Source organism: Yersinia sp. LJYL362 (assembly GCF_048323875.1).
Genome location: NZ_JBLWEX010000281.1, coordinates 1 through 19,710 on the forward strand (window position 1 = coordinate 1; position 19,710 = coordinate 19,710).

The following is a 19,710-nucleotide window of genomic DNA, read 5'->3' on the forward strand; positions in this document are numbered from 1 at the left end:
CCCTTTGACATGTTCCTCATACCCCGCTATTATTCGCCCCGTTCACACGATTCCTCTGTAGTTCAGTCGGTAGAACGGCGGACTGTTAATCCGTATGTCACTGGTTCGAGTCCAGTCAGAGGAGCCAAATTTAGAAAAACCCGCTTAGGCAACTAAGCGGGTTTTTTGCTTTTTATGCACCTGCCCAAATTTTTCTATGATTCTGATACAACAGGTTAGCGTGAGAAATCTACCCGAGGCGTTTTCAGTTTTCCCTCCGAAAAGGATGAATTTGGTCGTCAGATTTGGGGTCAGGTTGTTTCGATGACGGAGTGACCCCAAAATGTCTCTTAACGACTCAAAAATCCACAAGAGCAACAAACATGGTCAACTAACCATGCCGTTCGTTTACTTGCCAGCATGGACAATCATATTTCCCCAACGTTTGGCGACATATTAGTCACTGAACTGAAAACTCGACACTTCACAGCATTACGTAAAAGTATCGAAGCGCATGCATAATAAACTCAGCCAATTGGAAAGCTGCAAATAAATGACTGAGACTTATCCTGTATTTTTTTTGGTTATTGCTGCAATTACGTTATTTTATTATCTGATTAAGAGAACACTCAAATGTGAGCTATCTCGCAGCTTCCATGTGTTCACGCGCCTTCGGCAGGTAGAATTCGCTTTGGTGGGTGATTCAGCTGGCACGAACTGTAATAAAATGCAGGTTTTGCCGTGTGCTTCCACCTATTGGTAGCATTACTTGAGAGTTGCTCATCAATATTTTGGATATGTGGTCTATAGAAGACCTTTCCTTCGATGATCACAGAAATAAGAAAACATAATTAATTAATATGAAAACGTAATAGATTCTCCGAGGCCGCCTGTGTCAGAAAGTGTTTCACTATCACAAAAGAAATCGGAGATCTGACTAACATGAGTGTAAACATAATACAAAGTCGGCATGATGAGTATCATAAACTAACTCGCGGAGAACGGATTGGTTATGGGATGGGTGACTTTGCTCAAAACCTTGTTTTTGGTACAATAGGTGGCTTTCTTGCTCTTCATATGCTGACTGTAAATACAATCAGCACAGCAACCGCAGGTTTTATATTTCTTTTTGTCCGAATCATCAATGTCTTTTGGGATCCGATGGTAGGAACTTATATTGATAAAAGAAATTCAAAAGCAGGAAAATATCGCCCCTGGCTTTTAAGGGCAGGAATTCCACTCGTTATTTTTTCCGCTTTACTTTTTGCACCAATTCCCGGAGTCAGAGGTTCAGTTCCTTTTGCATTTATCGTTTATTTGGCATTAGATCTGATTTATTCAGTTGTGAATATTCCTTATGGTTCTCTTAATGCTTCACTGACAAGAGATCCGGAATCCATTGATAAACTTACAAGTACACGAATGATTCTGGCTAATAGTGCTAATCTTCTTGTCTATACCCTATTTCCAATGTTTGTACAAATGGCCTCACCTAAAGATAGGATGCTCAAGGATACTGGATTTTTCGGACTTGAATTAAATATGGGAAACTATACCGACCCATCAGCTAGCTACGCCTGGTTTGGCGTTTACTCCGTTTATATGGTAATAGGGGCTGTTGCACTTTTTATCTGTTATAAATTCACAAAAGAACGTGTTGTAGCTACTGCGGAACAAACTGCCAACGTTAAGGCAACTGATCTATTCCTTGAACTCAAAAATAATCGACCACTTGTCATTCTTGGATTCTTTTTCATGTTGGCCTTTACCTTCATGTTTTTTATGAACACTGTTAATGGCTTTTTCAATCAGTTTGTTATCGGCCATTCAGAATGGATGGGTGCTGTTGGCCTTGTAGCCTCAATTCCAGGAATTTTATTCCCAATTTTTTGGCCAAAACTCAAGAAAACTTTTGGTAAAAAAGGGTTCTTCCATCTTTTTCTTGGAATGTTTATTTTTGGGGAACTGTTGACTTACGTTTGGTCGCGCGATGGAATGCATGATGAACTTTGGCTTGCTTATGTAGCTACATTTATTAAACAATGGGGCTTAACGTCGGCTACCGGATTCATGTGGGCACTTGTCCCTGAAGTTATTGCTTATGGCGAATTAAATTCAGGCAAGCGAAATGCAGCAATCATTAATGCTATTATGGGACTCTTTTTCAAGATTGGCTTTACAATTGGCGGCGCTACTCCACTTTGGTTATTGGCCGCTTATGGCTTTAGTGAAACCAGTGCACAGCAAAGTGCAAATGCGATCGACGGTATTATTATTACAGCGGTTTGGATTCCCATTATTCTAGCCGTTGTTTCGATGATAATCATTCAACTCTATCCTATCTCAGACAAAAATGTCACAGACATCAATCGTCAGCTTGATGCGATCCGCATATAGTTTACATAATTACTTAGAAACAAAAAAATATAATCAAGAAAACTTTTAAAAAAGGTAGAATTATATGTCGCTTATTCAAAATCCTATATTACCTGGGTTTAATGCAGACCCCAGTATTATCCGTGTAGAGGATACCTACTATATCGCAAACTCTACATTTGAGTGGTTCCCAGGTGTTCGTTTACATGAGTCAAAAGACCTGGAACACTGGAATCTTCTCCCAAGTCCATTGTCAACAACAAATTTTTTAGATATGAAAGGGAATCCTTCATCAGGTGGGATCTGGGCTCCAGCTCTCTCTTATGCCGATGGCAAATTCTGGTTAGTGTATACGGATGTGAAAATCACAGAAGGTGCCTTTAAAGACATGACCAACTACCTGACCACCGCAACAGATATTCGTGGCCCATGGACAGATCCTATCAAACTTAATGGGGTTGGTTTTGATGCTTCACTTTTCCATGACGAAGATGGCCGAAAATATTTAGTTCAACAGACTTGGGATCATCGAGAATATCATCATCCTTTTAATGGCATCACTTTAACTGAGTTTGATACAAAGGCTCTGAAATTAAAACCAGAAACAGCGCGTACCATTTATCGAGGTACTGCTGTTGCACTTGTTGAAGGGCCACATATATACAAACTGAACGGATATTATTATCTTTTCGCAGCTCAGGGGGGAACAGTTTTTACCCACCAGGAAGTTGTCGCGCGTTCAAAAACCTTAGATGCCAACAGTTTTGAAACAGAGCCAGGGGAAGTATTCTTAACTAACGTAGATACTCCAGACAGCTACATTCAAAAGCAGGGACATGGTTCTTTAGTTTCGACCCCCAATGGCGAATGGTATTATGCCTCGCTTTGCGCTCGTCCGTGGAATCATGCAGGTGAGTCAGTCTATGATCCACGTGGGTGGTCAACACTTGGCAGAGAAACGTCTATCCAAAAAGTTTATTGGGATCAAGATGGCTGGCCACGTATTGATGGAGGTCACGGTGGGAAAACGTTTGTCGAAGGACCCATGGATGCCATTTACACCGAATGCGCAAAAGATCATAGCCATTACGATGAATTTAAAACGTCCACACTAGATCTCAACTGGAATACACTTCGTGTCCCATTCACTGAAGAAATGGGTATTACAGGCGATGGAAAATTGACTTTAATTGGACAAGGTTCTTTAGCGAATACTCATGACTTATCACTTATTGCCCGACGTTGGCAAGCTTTTTACTTTAATGCTCAAGTTAAAGTTAAATTCAATCCATTTAATTATCAACAAATGGCAGGGTTAACGAATTATTATAATGATCGGCATTGGAGTTTTGTTTTCATTACATGGAATGAAATTAATGGTTCAGTCATTGAAATAGGTGAAAACAACCGTGGAAATTACACATCACATTTGAAAAATGAAGCAATAAAGATTCCAGAAGATACAGAATATGTCTGGTTCCGCACTAAAGTGCGAAAGGAGAGTTATACTTATGAATATAGCTTTGATGGGTGCAATTTCACTGAAATTCCAGTCAAATTAGATAGCGCAATTCTTTCAGACGACTATGTACTCCAAAGTTATGGTGGTTTTTTTACCGGGGCGTTCGTTGGTCTTGCGGTAGTAGACTACTCTGGCTATTCTGCCAGCGCAGATTTTTATAATTTCGATTATCAGGAACTTGGCGATTTGTTAATTGAAAATGACATTTATAGCTGGAAAGCAAGCGAATTACGTATTAATTAAATACTAAAAATCTACGTTATCGTGAAGATAACGTAGATTGAAAATACTTTGTTTTTAGTTGTTATAGCTGGCATTCGGCAATGCTGGCTTCATGGCAGACGTCCCTGGCAGCAGGCTACAGCCAAAGCGCTGGAAAGGGCCAGGGAGGTCTGTAGTAAACCAGCAACAATGATGTTCCACAGTGATCAGGGTTGCTACTATACAAGCAGGCAGTTCCGCCAGTTACTGTGACGTTACCGGATCAGGCAGAGTATGAGTCGATGCGGAAACAGCTGAGATAACAGCCCTATGGAACGCTTCTTCCCGAGTTTGAAAAATGAGTGGGGACTTGTAACGGGTTAAATGAACTTCAGCGAAGCCTCTCATGCAATCACGGACTATATCGTGGGGTATTAGAGTACGCTCAGTCCGCACGAATATAACGGCAGGTTACCACCAAACGGATCGGAAAATCGGTTCTGGAGAAATGCTAAAGTGGTGGCCAGTTGTTGTTGACCATTGCAATGACATTATTATCAAATCAGAAGCTATCTCTCTGATATTTATGCTGGAATAAGTCAAGCAACACTCTGGGATTTCCCTACATAAGACGTCGGAAAGTCGTATATATTCACATTTAGAATGATAACTTTACTATTTCTTGTCTTGTTTTCTGAATAATCCAAATGCATTTCAATAAAAAAAATCCTAATTCGTTTATAATCAATTCTCTAAACAGAATAATGTCTATAGAATGAATTGGACTACGTAACATAGGCATCAGTAAGAATCTTTTCTTGATAATCTATAATTAGAGCTTAAAATCACTGAAATAGTACCTTACATAATTATTACTTTGGGCATCGGCAGTAGCGTTTCTTGTTTATCTCGTCTTGGGTAATCATTTGAAGTCGATCGGTGCGAGCGAGGAGCAGTGAATTAAATCTGCGAATCCCAAGAGATAACGGTTTACGGAGATAACATGACTAAATCAGTGATGATAGTTGATGACCACCCGGCAATTCGAGTTGCCATTCGTGCGTTGCTTTCACAAAGTAACGAATTTTCAACTATTTACGAGTCAGTTGATGGTAGTGAAGCTCTAGAAACATTAAAAAATAATACGGTTGATCTGGTTATTATCGATATTGAACTTCCAAACTTTGATGGCTTTTCATTGCTGAAAAAACTGCAACAACGAGGTTTTACCGGTAAATCCTTATTCTTGTCAGCTAAAAATGAGCAGGTTTTTGCTGTGCGAGCATTACAGGCCGGTGCGAACGGCTTCATTAGTAAAAATAAAGATATTAGCGAAATTCTTTTTGCCGCGCAGAACGTATTACGTGGGTATTCTTTCTTCCCATCGGAAACTTTGACCCAATTAGCTGGGCAGCCTTCAAGCCATGACCCCGTCAATCGGGCTCGTTTGTTGTCAGAACGAGAAATTAATGTTTTACGTTATCTGGTCAATGGCCTGTCAAATAAACAGATTGCCGATGAGATGTTTATCAGCAACAAAACTGTCAGTACCTATAAAACGCGTATCCTCACTAAATTAGGGTTGAGCTCTGTAATTGAACTGGCCGATTATGCACATACCCATAATTTGGTCTAGCTCAGTAAGGTTTGATTTACCGCGTACAGTATTTTCTCTACGTCGTTGGTTTTCTTTACGCATTTTACTGTGCAGCTTAGTATTACTGAGCGGACAACTTCATGCTTCCCTGATGACGAGTCGTCAGGGGTGTGATACCGGTCAGCCGCTAACAATACACAGTATTGCGAACAGTTACAGTGAAGACTTATTACTCCCTCCGTCCACTGATGCCCGCCAATCGAGTCGGCGTACCGTAAAAGTGGGCGTGGTTATTGATGCCAATACTCCGTTTGTTGTTAACCGCGATGATACTTCCATCGAAGGTATTGTCGCGGATTATCTAAAAATCATCAGTGATGCCAGCCAACTCTCTTTCCAGATGATTGGTTATTGTGATTACGGCTTAGTATTGAATGCACTGGAAAATGGTCAGGTTGATTTAATGGCAGGCACTCCGATGCCCGCTCAGCCTGGGCTCATTGCTTCCCATGCATTCTTCACTAACCGGCATGTTGAGGTTCGCAGTAAGAATTGGGACCCCACCAAACGGACTCACCCGGAAACCGTAGCCATCGTGAATAACGAACCGCTGTCACCGGAGTTTTTGTTTAATTATCATGCCGATAAAATCGTCGCCTATCCTAACCAGTTACAAGGATTACTGGCAGTTGCCTATGGGAATGCCGATGTGTTTGTGGCCAATGCCACATCTGCCAACTATTTGATTGACCAATTACAGTTGCTAACACTGCAAATTCGTAACTTTGCCCCTTATCACCCCGCCCCCTACACCTTCCTGGCGCTGGAAAAAAATCAAAAACTGATTGATTACATTAATCAGATTCTGGAGTTACTGCCCACCCGTGCCACGGGTGATATTCAACAGCGCTGGTTTGGCAGCAAGCATCATTATAATATCGATGCTAAATTACTCCTTACAGAACAAGAACTTAATTGGATTCAGCATCATCCAGAAGTGACTTATGTCGCGCCACTGGATTTGGCTCCCTTGATCTTCCGTGATCGCCAAACCGGAGAGATGGCCGGTTTCTCTGTTGATCTCATTGACATTATTTCACGTCGAACCGGTATTAAATTTAAGCCGATTTATACCAAGGATACCGGTGAAGGTCTGCGTGACTTTGTGGCCGGAAAAATAGATATGCTGCCGATTGTCGCGGTACGCAATGGCCAATACGGCAATAACCTTTACTCCTCGCCCGTCGCCCAATCGTTGTGGGGGATTTTGACGCGAGAAGATCGTAACGATATCAATAACGTCGCAGACCTGGCGGGGAAACGGGTTGGGATACAGTCGGGCAGTACTACCGGTGGCGTGATTAACAACACGCTCTTGGCCCAAAAAATCACCTTTGTTGAAGCCCCCGATACCATGACGTTGGTGCGCATGTTACAACAAGGGAAAGTCGATGCGATTATCAAAAATATGATGACCGCTAACTACCTGTCCGCACAGAACTTTACTCCTAATATTAAAACAGTTGCCGTCGCCGGAGAAGAGCCACTCATGATGGCATTTGCCATCAGCCCGAGACTTCCTGAATTAAAAGCCATCGTTGATAAAGTCATTGAATCTATCCCACCGGAAGAACTGGACAATATCATCAGTGACTGGAGCACGTTTAAACCGAAACCCATCAGTTTTGATGAAAGCCTACAAGACAACGAATGGCTGATGTTAACGCTGAAAATCAGTTCAGGTCTGCTATTAGTGTTCGGTTTATATCTGGGTTATCTGGTATTCAATAAACGCCGTCAGGCCGCGTTGTTACATGCTCGTTTGCTACAACAAGAGTCGATTATTAATGCTCTGCCATTCGCGGTGTTTATTCGCACTGCTGCTGGAGAACTGGCCGTTTATAACAGCCACTTTGCTGACGCGCATCAGGATAAGCTAAACGACCTGCTCAATCACAATAATGAGCCAGCCAATTGGCCAATGACCAGCCCATTGGATCGCGAAATAGATAAATATTGCCGCATGGTGTTAACCAACCGAAAACCACAAATGGTGGACCTCTCGCTTGAGATCAACGGTGAGTTGCGTGATATCTTCCTATGGATTATTCCGCTGGATAATGCTGAGCGCAGCCTACTCGGGGGCTGGCTGGATATCAGCCAACGCAAAACGGTTGAGCGGCAACTCGAAGCGGCCCGTGTCGAAGCCGAAAGTGCCAACCGCACCAAAAGCACCTTCCTGGCGACCATTAGCCATGAGCTGCGCACACCAATGTACGCCATTATGGGACTGCTGGAACTGGAAATACGCAGTGAGCAGCCCGTGGATAAAAACACGTTAGTCACGGTGTCTAAGTCTGCTCAATCACTGATGCTGTTGCTTGATGACATCATCGACTCCGCCAAAATTGAAGCCGGGCAACTGAGTGTTCACCCCGCCGTTGTCGATTTCCGTCAAGAAATAGAGCGGATGTTTACGATTTATCAGCCTATCGCCGATGAACGTAATCTGAGATTCTCCGGTTGGTTAGATGACCAAATCCCTGACTTAGTCATGGTTGATATGCTCAGGGTACGGCAGGTCATGGGGAATCTATTGGGTAATGCGTTGAAGTTTACCGAGCAAGGTAGTGTGTCAGTGGATATCACCTGGGAAGCTATCGACGACAAACATGGGGTAATGAATATTGATATTACCGACACCGGTATTGGCATTTCTCCTGCGGCACAAGCTACATTATTCCAGCCATTCAGCCAGGCCAATGAGGGTAACTCACCGCGTTTCGGGGGTTCCGGTTTGGGATTGTGGATCTGCCATCAGTTAATTCACAAAATGGGTGGGGAAATAACATTAGAAAGTCAGCTTGGTAAAGGGACCAGTCTGTTTATCACATTGCCGCTGGAGGTGGCGACTGCCAGTGATTTGCCGCAGGACACAACCATTGTGCATGCCGATGAAACGCAACTGAGTCAGTTGAAAAACTTGCGCATTCTGGTGGTGGATGATTTACCGGCCAACCGTCAGTTGCTTCAGCAACAGTTAGCCTTTATCGGTATCGAGCAAGTGATGAGTGCCGAAAATGGCGCTGAAGCCTGGCAAATATTACAACATTATAGTTTTGATGCCGTCATCACTGACTACAATATGCCGTTGATGAATGGCTATGAACTGGCGGCCCATATCCGTAATAGTGCCACGATGAAAGAGTTGGTCATCATTGGTTGCACCGCAGATGCGCGGGAAGAGAGTACCACCCGTTGCAATGACGCCGGTATGAATGACTGTATGATTAAACCTGTCACTATCGATACACTGCGCACCACTCTGCTGCACCAGGACATTATTAGCAGTAATGTGAATATGCCCCCTCACATCTCTGCTGAAGATGCCACAGCACCAGATAGCGTTTCGACGGTTGTTAATAATAAGCCAGCGACTCCTCTTGTGGCCGCGCAGATTAAGCTAAAAAACCTCTCGGGCGGCAATACTGATGTGGAGTTGCAGCTATTGCAATCATTGCTGGAGAGTAATGTGCAAGATACTGCGGCGCTGACACAGTTGTATACCCGCCTCACCGTCGATGATGACACCGCTATTTCTGCCGAAATGTATCAAGAAATGGCCAGTCTGGTTCATCGAATTAAAGGCGGCGTACAATTGATTGATGCGCTGGCTCTGGTGGACAGTTGTATTAAATTCGAATCCCTACTGCACGCACAGGATAAATATGCTGTCACTGCATATGGCGTTGACTACCTGGCACTATTGACTGAGACCAACCAATTATTAGTGGAGTTAATAGCCTCATACTCTCAAATAGGTAGTCCGCCGCCTTAGAATAGGGATTGAATTAATCTTGTCACTGAAACTCGTCAGATATTTTGACGAGTTTTTTTATCAGCTAATTATTTATACTTTATAACAGGTGCATAATTAAATACTAAAAATAAAAATAACCAATTGTAATTAATGGATTTTATAATTATTTACCATTTAAACAGGATAAGTTCCTACAGTTTTTGTAGGAAATTTCACATACAAAACAAAGACGCCTCTCATTTTGTCCCCCATGTTTTCCCCTTACACTACCACCGGTCTAGAAACCGGCTTGCGAATATAAATAACGGATGTTCAATTCAGCTTGATGATCGCTCATTTTGTTGAATGCAGGAGATCTCCGTTGACGAAAATATAATCATAAATTTAAGTAGGAATTACATGGGAAAAACTTTAATGGCGTTGGCGTTACTGACCCTACCGGGTTTAGCGTTAGCAGCGACCTCAAATAACACCATCAAGTTTCAGGGTGAAGTCGCCGAACAGACTTGCATGGTTGATATCAATGGCACAGCCAACACACCGGTTGTTCTGTTACCCACCGTCTCAACCAGTAACTTAAATCAAGTCAATGCAGTCGCGGGTAAAACCAATTTCACGATTAATCTCACTGGCTGCAATATCGCCATACAAGACACCAAAATCAGCTCTGTTTTTCAGGGGATGAACGTCACATCCGCCGGTAATCTGGGCAATGTAGGAACAGCACAAAACGTTGCTATTCAGTTACTTGATGCTAATGGCACCCCTATCCGCATGTCTGGTGGCAGCGTTTCAGTGCCAGGAATTACACTGGTGGCGGGTGCGACATCAGCATCTCAAGATTTGGCTGCACAATATATTACAGAAGAAGGTCGCGCCACAGCGGGGAGCGTTATTGCTTCCGCGCAATATGCGATCACCTATCCCTGACTATTCGTGAAATCCAAACTGTTTCATGAATATGTTGGCCAACCGGTAACGGAGCCGATACAAACCAGAAAAACCAAGGAATAAGTAAGCACCATGACACTGACTGCCCACAACATTATCGCCTGCACATTATTACTGCTTAGCGGCGTACCCTTATGGACGCAAGCCAGTGTTGTCATGACAGGGACACGTATCATTTATCCTGAAGGCACCCGAGAGAAGGTGCTACAGCTCAGTAATAAAGATGACCACCCTAATTTGGTCCAATTATGGATGGATGATGGCAATAATCAGTCTTCGCCGTCCAAAAGTGATGTCCCTTTTGCATTGACACCCCAAATATTCCGGATGGAAGCTCAAAGTGGGCAAGTGGTTCGTCTGTCCTATATTGAGCATAATTTACCCAAAGATCGTGAGTCCGTTTTCTATCTGAATTTTCTACAAATTCCCGCTTTAAAAAAAGTAGATACCCAAGCTGAAAACAAACTGGTTTTGATTGTGAATAATCGACTAAAAGTCTTTTATCGCCCCGCCGCATTAAAAGAAAATGTCGATACCTTGGGTAAGAAAATCCGCGTTTCTCTGGCGAGCACCGCGGGTGACAAAATCAAAATACATAATCCTACGGCTTACTACATAAGCCTGCGTGATGCCAAACTAGTCAGTGATGGTAAAACTATCTCATTTGCCACCAGCGAGATGTTTGCTCCCAACTCGACCACTGATTTGGCTTTACCTACTGGGGTTAAAGCCAAAAAAGGCGAATTGCTCACGCTGAACGTGGTTAATGATTATGGCACTAACATCCCTTGCGACTACCATTTGTAATGCTGTCGTGATGAGAATCATGGATGTGCCGGGCGACAGGGAAGAATCGTGAGGTTTGCTCCCTGGTTATCCTACCTGCTAACACAGGGTCTGCTGGTCAGCCATTTCGTGTCAGCGGCAGATGAAAGTAAGCAAGACGAATATGTGTTTGAGGATGCGTTATTGCGCGGCTCATCACTCGGCTTAGGCAGCATTTCCCGCTTTAATAAAAAAGACAGTTATGAGGCCGGTCAGTACCAAGTTGACCTCTATATGAACAACAAATTTGTCGATCGTATTGAGCTGATATTTATCACCAAAGATGATGCTGTTATTCCCTGCTTGTCAGCGATGCAACTGCTTCAAGCTGGCGTGAATGACGAGGTGCTGAAAAACACCAATCAGGAAGATAACTGTCTGGATTTCAAAACCCTGCTGCCTGCCAGTGACTATCGTTTCGATTATGCCAAATTGCGTTTTGATTTATCGATTCCACAACTGTATGTGAAAAATGTCCCGCGTGGCTATGTTGACCCCCGTAATCTCACCGCAGGAGAGACCATTGGTTTTAGTAATTACAACTTAAACCAATATCATGTGGGTTATAACAAAGATGGGATTAAACGCAGTACCGACTCGACCTATCTCAGCCTAAACAGTGGCATCAATGCCGGGATGTGGCGCTTTCGTCAACAAGGCTCTTTGCGCTATGACCCGACCCGAGGAGCAAACTGGACATCCAACCGTTTATACAGCCAACGTGCCCTGCCCAGCATTGGCAGTGAAGTGACCGTCGGTGAGACATTCAGTTCCGGCCAGTTTTTCTCCAGTTTGGGGTTTAGCGGTATCGCGCTGAGCACTGATGACCGTATGCTGCCAGAGTCACAACGTGGCTATGCTCCTGTTATCAGAGGCATTGCCAGAACCAATGCTAAAGTCACGGTATACCAGAATAATCGACCTATTTATCAAAGCACTGTTTCGCCTGGCGCATTTGAATTCAATGATTTAACTGCAACTAACTTTGGCGGTGACTTAACTGTTGAAATTCAAGAAGCCGATGGCACGCTAAGCACCTTCCAAGTGCCATTCTCCTCGGTGCCTGAATCATTGCGCCCCGGATATTCTCGCTATAGCTTCGCCGCAGGTCAGGTCCGAGATCTGGGCAGCCAAGAGGTATTTGGTGAGCTAACGTATCAACAAGGGGTCAGTAACACGATTACGGCCAATAGCGGGATGCGGTTGGCCTCGGGATATCAGGCTGTGATGCTGGGTGGCGTTTTTACCCACTATATTGGTGCCTTGGGGCTGGATGCCACCTATTCCCATGCCAACCTTCCGGGCGATGCCAACTCACCAGATAATAAATCGCAAAATGGCTGGATGGCACGGGCTTCTTTCAGCCGTACTTTTGAAACCACTAACACCACGTTATCCGTGGCGGGCTACCGTTATTCAACGGAAGGTTACCGTGATTTAAGTGATGTGTTGGGCATACGGGCGGCCAGTAGCGGCAAAATATGGAGCTCGGGAACTTACCAACAACGTAGCCGGGCAGAAATTTCTCTTAATCAGAACCTTAACAGTTACGGTTCACTGTATTTGACGGCATCCTCACAGGATTACCGCAATTCACGCAAGCGGGATACCCAGTTGCAATTGGGTTATGCCAATACCCTGTGGCGTAATACCAGCCTTAACCTTGCCGTTTCACAGCAAAAAACCGGCGGCGGCAGCAACGAAACTTACTTTGTCGACCCCGGCAGCGGTATGCCGGCGGCGAACGGGGCGAACCTGCTCGCTACCAATGAAACCGTGGTGCAAATGTCCCTTTCATTCCCATTAGGCGGCAACCCTCAGGCTCCCTATGTCTCTGCCGGTGCGGTTAATAGCCGAGTCAGTGGTGCCAGCTATCAGACCTCGCTGGCGGGTGTGATGGGCGATGATCAGTCAGCCAGTTACAGCATGGACTTCGCCCGCAGTGAGCAATCCAAAGAAAATACCTTTAGTGGCAGCCTGCAAAAACGGCTGCCGATCACCAGCCTGAGTGGTAGTGCCTCATTCAGCCCTGGTTACTGGCAAGGTTCAGCCAGCACGCGTGGATCCATCGCTTTTCACCGCGGAGGGGTCACTTTGGGGCCATATCTGAGTGATACTTTTGCGCTGATTGAGGCAAAAGGGGCCAGTGGGGCCAAAGTTATGTATGGGCAAGGGGCAAAAATTGACAGCTTCGGCTATGCCTTAGTTCCGACCCTAACGCCATATCGCTACAACACCATCACCCTTGATCCCGATGGTATGGATTTCAATACTGAACTTCAGGACGGGGAGCGCCAAATTGCTCCCTATGCCGGTTCAGCAGTCAAAGTCCGTTTCCGTACCCTCAGCGGATACCCACTCTTAATCACGGTCAAACTGGCTGATGGTAGCCAAGTCCCTATGGGCGCAGTGGTTTACACCCTGAGCAGCCCAGCTAACCCGCTTGACGATAATAATCGTCAAGATAGCGAAGTCGGTATGGTTGGCCAAGCCAGTCAGGCCTATTTACGCGCCGAACAGGCACGTGGATCACTTCTGCTGATATGGGGCGATACCGATAATGAGCGCTGCCAGCTAGATTACGATTTAGGTACGCCCAATAAAGATAAACAGCTGTATAAACTCGATGCCTTGTGTGTCGTTACCCTGCATTGAATCAGAGAAACAGTATGAATCCTATAACACACCGTGCAACCCACCGTTACCAAGGCAATCCTCTTTTCTCACGCCGCTGGCGATGGTTTTATTCCCTCGTCTTGTTGAGTCTCGCCCTGCCCGGCTATGCCCAATGTGTTTGGAAAGGCGCGAATATCGGTGGTGATAACTACGGTGCTTCGTTGCAACTAGGCAATGTCAATATCACCAGTAATTACATTCAGCCCATCGATTCCATTCTGGCCTCCAGCATTATCAGCTTAGTCCCTGCCCGCTTCTGGTCAGATCCCGAGGCTGTTATCTATGAGTGTGATGTCGCCGATAAAGACAGCTTATTTGAAGTTTTTGCGACTAATGGTGATAGCAATGTCGGGGGCTACACCAATATGGGTGACAATTATTTTCAGACCTTTTTCCCTTATACCGCGTTAAAACTGATCCATGTTGATAGTGGCATTGAGTTCACCCGAATTTGGCAGCAAATTCCGTTGAAAAAATACGATGTGGTCGGTAATAAAATTCAGATTAAAGGCAAGCATTTCAGCCAAATCCGCGCCGAATTGAAAAAGGTTGGGACGGTGGATCGTACACCCGGCCCTTCCAGTTGGGGATGTCCGGGGCCGGCGGCCGAGAGTTACTCCGGCAGTTATACCTGCAATCAACCTAATGGATATGTGGTGTTCAAAGGGCCCGGTATGCCAGTACCAGAAGCAGGCTATGATTCAGCAACCAACTATCAGACATGGGGAACCGGCCGCTATATGGCATTTGGTATGAATACCTCACCGGTGTCTGTCCTGACACGTAAAAACACCTGCGTGGTGCGCAACGTAACGCCTTATGTGGTTTTCCCCATTATCACTGTGAATGAACTCAATGATAATCAGACACGTAGCGCAGATATTACTGTTGATATCGAATGTCAATCTGGCACCGAGTCGGGCATTAATAGTGGTCAAACCGCACTCGGTATCCAGACCTCATTACCCGGCTATCTGATTGCTCAAGGCTTAGGATTGGTCAATTCTGCGGGCGGTGTCAGTTATCTGCTTTCTGATCACTATGGCACAGACAAACGTATTGCCACCGGTGTGGGGATCAGCCTCAGTGACAGCAGCGGCAGAGCCATGAATTTTGTTGGCTGGGGGGGATGTGTCAGTAACTGTATTTCCACTACCAGTGCAGGTTGGTATCCGGTTCTCACCGGGGCTAATGCTAATGGTAGTAATGCTGCGGGTTTCAACAACTATTCGCACCACTTCACTGCCACATTAAAAAAACTACCGAATGGCACGCCAACAGCCGGTAAAATTGATGCTACAGCTTATGTTTTGGTGAAAATACAATGAGATATCTCTACCTGTTCTTACTGTTCCTCAGCATCAATCAAGAGGCTCTCGCGGGCCTTGTTGCCAGTTCAACCCGGATGATTTATCAACCCGAATCACGCGAGCGCACATTGATGCTGGCGAATACCAATGATTACCCGGTCGTCGTACAGACTTGGGTTGACAATGGCGACGTAGATAGCACACCGGACCAAGCTGAAGCCCCATTTATGGTGTTACCGGCGGTCTTTAAAATGCAGCCCAGTGCCGCACAAGCGCTGCGAATTATTAATAAAGGCGACAATTTGCCCACCGATCGAGAGTCAGTTTATTGGCTTAACCTCTATGAAATCCCCCCTAAAACACGGCGTAACGCCGATGCTCATGCTCAAGTCGCAATGGCAATGAACACGCAGATGAAAATTTTTTATCGGCCCAATGGATTAGCGCCTAAACCGGATGAAGCGATGAAAAAGGTCAGTTTTACCCTACAAAAACAAAATAAAGAATACGTCCTCAGCGTTCATAATCCCACGCCATATCATGTTTCATTCGGTCAGATGCAGCTCAGCAGCACACAACAAAACCACACCATCGCACAACAGATGAATATGATGATCACCCCGTTTGCAGAGCGACAGTATCAATTTGAGCACCCACCCACCTCACTAAGCGGCAAACTGACCTTGGAGTATGTATATTTTGATGATACCGGTAATCAGGTAAAAAACAGCCAGTTAGTTAAAGTGACACCGTAACACGTCATGATAAATCTGGATAAAAATCAGATAAAAATAGCGGAAAAGCAAACAAGTTTGCTGAAAAACAAGCCAATAAGCTCATTCTCTCAGCAAACGCGCATTTTTAGTGTTTTTCTACTTTGACAAACGCCACCACCCCCGCTATTATTCGCCTCGTTCACACGATTCCTCTGTAGTTCAGTCGGTAGAACGGCGGACTGTTAATCCGTATGTCACTGGTTCGAGTCCAGTCAGAGGAGCCAAATTAGAAAAGCCCGCTTAGGCAACTAAGCGGGCTTTTCTAATTTGTTTTTTTGATAGACAAAGAGATGCAGGCATACCGTTGCATCGCGCATACCGATACAGTGTTAGTCATCTCAAGAGTCTGGATATATTGCTCAAATCAGTAGCGATTCAGAGGCTATTGCCTTGCAAACACACCTGTAATTAACGATTTCAACCCGGACCATCACTCCCTGCAGCCAACAGTGGCACCACTACGTCGCTGATCGGCGTAGGAATACCCTGTAAACGACCATAACGCTGTATCACGCCGTTACGGATATCCCACTCCAATGGGCGGTTGGCCTGACGATCAGCGAGAATGGAAGTGCCCAGATCCGCAGGGGCATGATGAAAGCCGTCAACGATCTCGTGCGGAACATTATCGCTCAATACGGCACCTTCCGCTCGCGCTACCGTCAGACACTCACGCAGATAAGCCAGTGCCAATTCAGTGATATCCTCGCGTGAGAACATCCCGGCACGACGATTAGCCAGTACCATCAGACCAGCAGCCGCATTTTGCAACAATTTGCGCCAGGCGATGGAGAGAAAATCAGCTGACAGCTCAACCGCGCAGCGGGTGCCGCTGAGCGCATCAGCGACCCGCGTTGCCTGCGGCACATCCGGCAGCGTCAGGCGCGGTTTAGCGCGCAACCAGACTGAGGCATCCGGCTCGCGCTGTGCCGGAAACCACACGACCGAAGGCAACACCGTCGCACCGTTGACATAGGGTTCCAACCGAGTTTTCTGCTCGACGCCATTTTGCAGTGCACATATCACCGTGTTTTCATCGCACAGCGCAGCCAACCAGTTGGCGCAGTCAGCGACCTGAGTGGTTTTCACCGCCAGAAAAACCAGATTGAACGGGTGACTGATAGCTGCCGGATTGCTCAATACCGGGCCTGGCACCACTATCTCACCATCATCGTGACGCAGAATTAACTGCGGATGTGCGGTGCGACCGCAAAGGACTGGCGTGCGGCCAACTTCATGCAGTACAGCGGCGATGGTGGTGCCAATAGCACCCGGACCAATAAGCGCAATCGTGGGATGGTTAGACATTTCGTATTCTCCTTATTTGATTAACCCATCATCCGTGCGCCGGTGACAATTACCGTGCACGCCGCATTTTTCTCAACGGTAACGTTTCGCCGAGAAACAAATATATTAAGATGAAGGATAGCGGTATTGCCCTGACAACTGTAGGCATAACCATCCATCATTCCACGACTGTATCGCCAACTATTCACAAGATAAGTCACACAAAGGCTCAGGGGAAACCTGAGCGGGCTTTTTACTTTTGCTGCGGAAAAAGTATCGAGGATACTCCTCCTCTAACCTCTTTATATTACTGACTAATTGAGTCATATGCTCAGTAAGTGAAGCTTAGAGGGCTAATCTATACTCTATGACGCCCGGTTTCTCTGCTATCCAGTCATAAAGTCGCTGCGCTGTTACGTTTTTCTCCTGTGTGTGCCAGTATAATCTTCCACATTGGCGTGCCTTGGCCTCCTGTTTCACATACTCAATAAGATGTTTTCCTATATTTTTACTTCGACTGTCTTTGGCAACAAACAGGTCTTCTAAATAACAGAAATCATTTACAGACCATGTTGAACCATGAAAAACATAGTGAACAAACCCAAGAATTGTCTGCCCGTCTTTTGCTACTGCGCAATACATATCTTTATCTGCAGCTAAAAAACGCTTCCATGTTTCCATTGTGGTCTCTTCAGGCAACTGAACTTCATAGAATTGCTGATAGTTTAGCCAGTAAGGTAACCATTTTGAGTAATCTTCTTCTTGTACTGGCACCACGGAGATTTTTAAATTTTCATCAGTCATATCAAACACCTTATTGGAATGTCATGCATTTTGAAATGAAAGAGTAGCGCTTGTAGTGGTATCATATAAGGTACACTTTTTTAATTTTTAATGGGTCCACTTTAATAATGAAAAAAAACGTTGCCAGCTTCCCAAACATATTGCTTAAAGAAGGGAAAATTAGAGAGCAATTTTATTTGATTATAAAAGAACTCATACTGAATGGTCAGCTGAAAGCCGGAAGGAAACTCCCTTCCAGCAGAACACTGTCTGAAATGATGTCAATTTCAAGAAACTCTATTTTATCGGGTTTCGAACGCCTTATTGATGAAGGTTATTTGATCACAAAAAAAGGTTCCGGAACTTATGTTACATCGGTAATTCCTGATGAAGTGATTCAAATTAAATCGATATCACCTCACCCCAAAATAAGTCATAAGAATGCCGTCCCAAACATTAATCCTCGTATTAAGGTAATGAAAAAAATCTGGGATATGACCTCGCCATATGCCGGAAATAATATGAAATTTAATATTGGAATCGGTTGTATAGATTTATTCCCATATGAACTTTGGGGGCGACTATTAGGACGAACCTGGCGGCAGTTTCGCCACCAAGATTGGAAGCTCAATGAACCTTTGGGATTTAAACCATTAAGGTCAGCCATTAGTGAATATGTTCGCACAACACGTGGCCTGAATTGTACTGATGAACAGATACTTATTGTCAATGGAACCCAACAAGCAATAAATCTTGCAGCGCACGTTCTTTTGCAAAAAGGGGATGAAGTTTGGTTAGATGAACCGGGATATGATGGCGCTTTAGGCGCATTTACGTCGATGGGTGCCAAAATCCGCCCGGTTATCAGTGATAAAAATGGTATGGATATTTCCTATGCCATAAAACATTGGCCACAGGCAAAAATGATTTTCACCTCGCCATCCCATCAATTTCCGCTTGGCGGTACATTAAGTCTGTCCAGAAGAATTGCGCTACTTGACTGGGCATCTGAAAATAATATGTGGATATTTGAAGATGATTATAACAGTGAATTCAGATATACCGGCCAGCCGATACAAGCGCTGCAAGGATTAGATAAACAACAGCGTGTCATATATGCTGGCTCATTTTCTAAAATGATGTTTCCGGGATTTCATTTAGGTTTTCTAGTCATACCTGAAAATCTAGTGGAGTCTTTTAAAATTGCCAAATATTACGCAGATACGCGTACATCTTATTTAGAACAAACAATACTTGCTGCATTTATTTCTGAAGGCCATTATGCGCGTCACGTCAGGCGGGTTAGAAAAGCCTGTCATGAACGCCAGCAGGTTATGATTGAAGCCATACAATTATATCTACCAGAAATTATCTTCGCAGAACCGTCGGATTCAGGCATTCATATTGTCTGTTGGCTATCGAAAGATATTCAGGAATCTGACATGATTGAACAATGTCGTAAAGCAGGTTTAGGCGCACAACCTCTTTCACGCTACTGCCAAACAGAGCCAACAAGCCAGGCCATCCTGTTAGGTTTTGCCGCACACTCCCCATCAGAAATCGTTGACGGTATAAAGAAACTGGCTCAAATATTGACTCAATAGTTT

General features: G+C 44.8%; 13 protein-coding genes, 2 tRNA genes and 1 pseudogene. 13 read left to right on the forward strand and 3 right to left on the reverse strand.

The window, feature by feature from the left end; all coding sequences use genetic code 11:
• Positions 1–51 precede the first annotated feature (51 nt).
• The 12 genes and pseudogenes from ACNSO8_RS18395 (at position 52) to ACNSO8_RS18450 (ending at position 16,257) form a co-directional block, all read left to right on the forward strand.
• Positions 52–127 (forward strand) — tRNA-Asn (locus tag ACNSO8_RS18395).
• 809 nt (positions 128–936) lie between these two features.
• Positions 937–2,376, forward strand: coding sequence for an MFS transporter (locus tag ACNSO8_RS18400; protein WP_418395488.1), 1,440 nt, complete (start codon positions 937–939; stop codon positions 2,374–2,376).
• Positions 2,377–2,440: 64 nt separating this feature from the next.
• Positions 2,441–4,120 (forward strand): glycoside hydrolase family 43 protein, encoded by a 1,680-nt coding sequence (locus tag ACNSO8_RS18405; protein ID WP_418395467.1) that lies wholly within the window; start codon positions 2,441–2,443, stop codon positions 4,118–4,120.
• A 117-nt stretch (positions 4,121–4,237) separates the two neighbouring features.
• Positions 4,238–4,615: pseudogene (locus ACNSO8_RS18410) on the forward strand (DDE-type integrase/transposase/recombinase); the annotation flags it as partial.
• 466 nt (positions 4,616–5,081) lie between these two features.
• The gene (locus tag ACNSO8_RS18415) at positions 5,082–5,714 is read left to right on the forward strand and encodes a response regulator transcription factor (protein WP_019080917.1); all 633 of its coding nucleotides are present in this window, start codon (positions 5,082–5,084) and stop codon (positions 5,712–5,714) included.
• 112 nt (positions 5,715–5,826) lie between these two features.
• Positions 5,827–9,513: an ATP-binding protein gene (locus ACNSO8_RS18420; protein WP_418395468.1), complete on the forward strand. Its 3,687-nt coding sequence runs from the start codon at positions 5,827–5,829 to the stop codon at positions 9,511–9,513.
• A 381-nt stretch (positions 9,514–9,894) separates the two neighbouring features.
• Positions 9,895–10,425 (forward strand): fimbrial protein, encoded by a 531-nt coding sequence (locus tag ACNSO8_RS18425; RefSeq protein WP_418395469.1) that lies wholly within the window; start codon positions 9,895–9,897, stop codon positions 10,423–10,425.
• 93 nt (positions 10,426–10,518) lie between these two features.
• Entirely contained in the window at positions 10,519–11,253 is a 735-nt protein-coding gene (locus ACNSO8_RS18430; RefSeq protein WP_418395470.1) for a molecular chaperone, read from the forward strand.
• Positions 11,254–11,301: 48 nt separating this feature from the next.
• Entirely contained in the window at positions 11,302–13,926 is a 2,625-nt protein-coding gene (locus ACNSO8_RS18435) for a fimbria/pilus outer membrane usher protein (RefSeq protein WP_418395471.1), read from the forward strand.
• Between the two features lie 14 nt (positions 13,927–13,940).
• A complete protein-coding gene (locus ACNSO8_RS18440) occupies positions 13,941–15,275 on the forward strand; it encodes a fimbrial protein (RefSeq protein WP_418395472.1) in 1,335 nt (444 codons plus the stop codon).
• Positions 15,272–16,012, forward strand: coding sequence for a molecular chaperone (locus ACNSO8_RS18445; protein WP_418395473.1), 741 nt, complete (start codon positions 15,272–15,274; stop codon positions 16,010–16,012). Before ACNSO8_RS18440 ends, ACNSO8_RS18445 begins: the two co-directional genes overlap by 4 nt.
• A gap of 169 nt (positions 16,013–16,181) precedes the next feature.
• Positions 16,182–16,257 (forward strand) — tRNA-Asn (locus ACNSO8_RS18450).
• Between the two features lie 193 nt (positions 16,258–16,450).
• Here the strand turns inward: ACNSO8_RS18450 and ACNSO8_RS18455 are convergent.
• From ACNSO8_RS18455 to ACNSO8_RS18465, 3 genes are all read right to left on the reverse strand, one after another.
• The gene (locus ACNSO8_RS18455) at positions 16,451–17,341 is read right to left on the reverse strand and encodes an oxidoreductase (protein ID WP_418395474.1); all 891 of its coding nucleotides are present in this window, start codon (positions 17,339–17,341) and stop codon (positions 16,451–16,453) included.
• Positions 17,342–17,361: 20 nt separating this feature from the next.
• Positions 17,362–17,541 carry a hypothetical protein gene (locus tag ACNSO8_RS18460; RefSeq protein ID WP_418395475.1) on the reverse strand — a complete coding sequence of 60 codons (180 nt, stop codon included), beginning with the start codon at positions 17,539–17,541 and terminating at the stop codon, positions 17,362–17,364.
• A 124-nt stretch (positions 17,542–17,665) separates the two neighbouring features.
• A complete protein-coding gene (locus ACNSO8_RS18465) occupies positions 17,666–18,124 on the reverse strand; it encodes an N-acetyltransferase family protein (RefSeq protein WP_418395476.1) in 459 nt (152 codons plus the stop codon).
• A gap of 107 nt (positions 18,125–18,231) precedes the next feature.
• Between ACNSO8_RS18465 and ACNSO8_RS18470 the strand changes: the two genes are divergently transcribed.
• Entirely contained in the window at positions 18,232–19,707 is a 1,476-nt protein-coding gene (locus tag ACNSO8_RS18470) for a PLP-dependent aminotransferase family protein (RefSeq protein WP_418395477.1), read from the forward strand.
• Positions 19,708–19,710: the final 3 nt, after the last annotated feature.

Excerpts from the sequence above, each read along its gene's own strand:
- ACNSO8_RS18425 (WP_418395469.1), top strand. The coding sequence starts at position 9,895 with ATGGGAAAAACTTTAATGGCGTTGGCGTTACTGACCCTACCGGGTTTA.
- ACNSO8_RS18420 (WP_418395468.1), top strand. The coding sequence starts at position 5,827 with ATGACGAGTCGTCAGGGGTGTGATACCGGTCAGCCGCTAACAATACAC.
- ACNSO8_RS18445 (WP_418395473.1), top strand. The coding sequence starts at position 15,272 with ATGAGATATCTCTACCTGTTCTTACTGTTCCTCAGCATCAATCAAGAG.
- ACNSO8_RS18430 (WP_418395470.1), top strand. The coding sequence starts at position 10,519 with ATGACACTGACTGCCCACAACATTATCGCCTGCACATTATTACTGCTT.
- ACNSO8_RS18405 (WP_418395467.1), top strand. The coding sequence starts at position 2,441 with ATGTCGCTTATTCAAAATCCTATATTACCTGGGTTTAATGCAGACCCC.
- ACNSO8_RS18415 (WP_019080917.1), top strand. The coding sequence starts at position 5,082 with ATGACTAAATCAGTGATGATAGTTGATGACCACCCGGCAATTCGAGTT.
- ACNSO8_RS18440 (WP_418395472.1), top strand. The coding sequence starts at position 13,941 with ATGAATCCTATAACACACCGTGCAACCCACCGTTACCAAGGCAATCCT.
- ACNSO8_RS18470 (WP_418395477.1), top strand. The coding sequence starts at position 18,232 with ATGAAAAAAAACGTTGCCAGCTTCCCAAACATATTGCTTAAAGAAGGG.
- ACNSO8_RS18465 (WP_418395476.1), bottom strand. The coding sequence starts at position 18,124 with ATGACTGATGAAAATTTAAAAATCTCCGTGGTGCCAGTACAAGAAGAA.
- ACNSO8_RS18455 (WP_418395474.1), bottom strand. The coding sequence starts at position 17,341 with ATGTCTAACCATCCCACGATTGCGCTTATTGGTCCGGGTGCTATTGGC.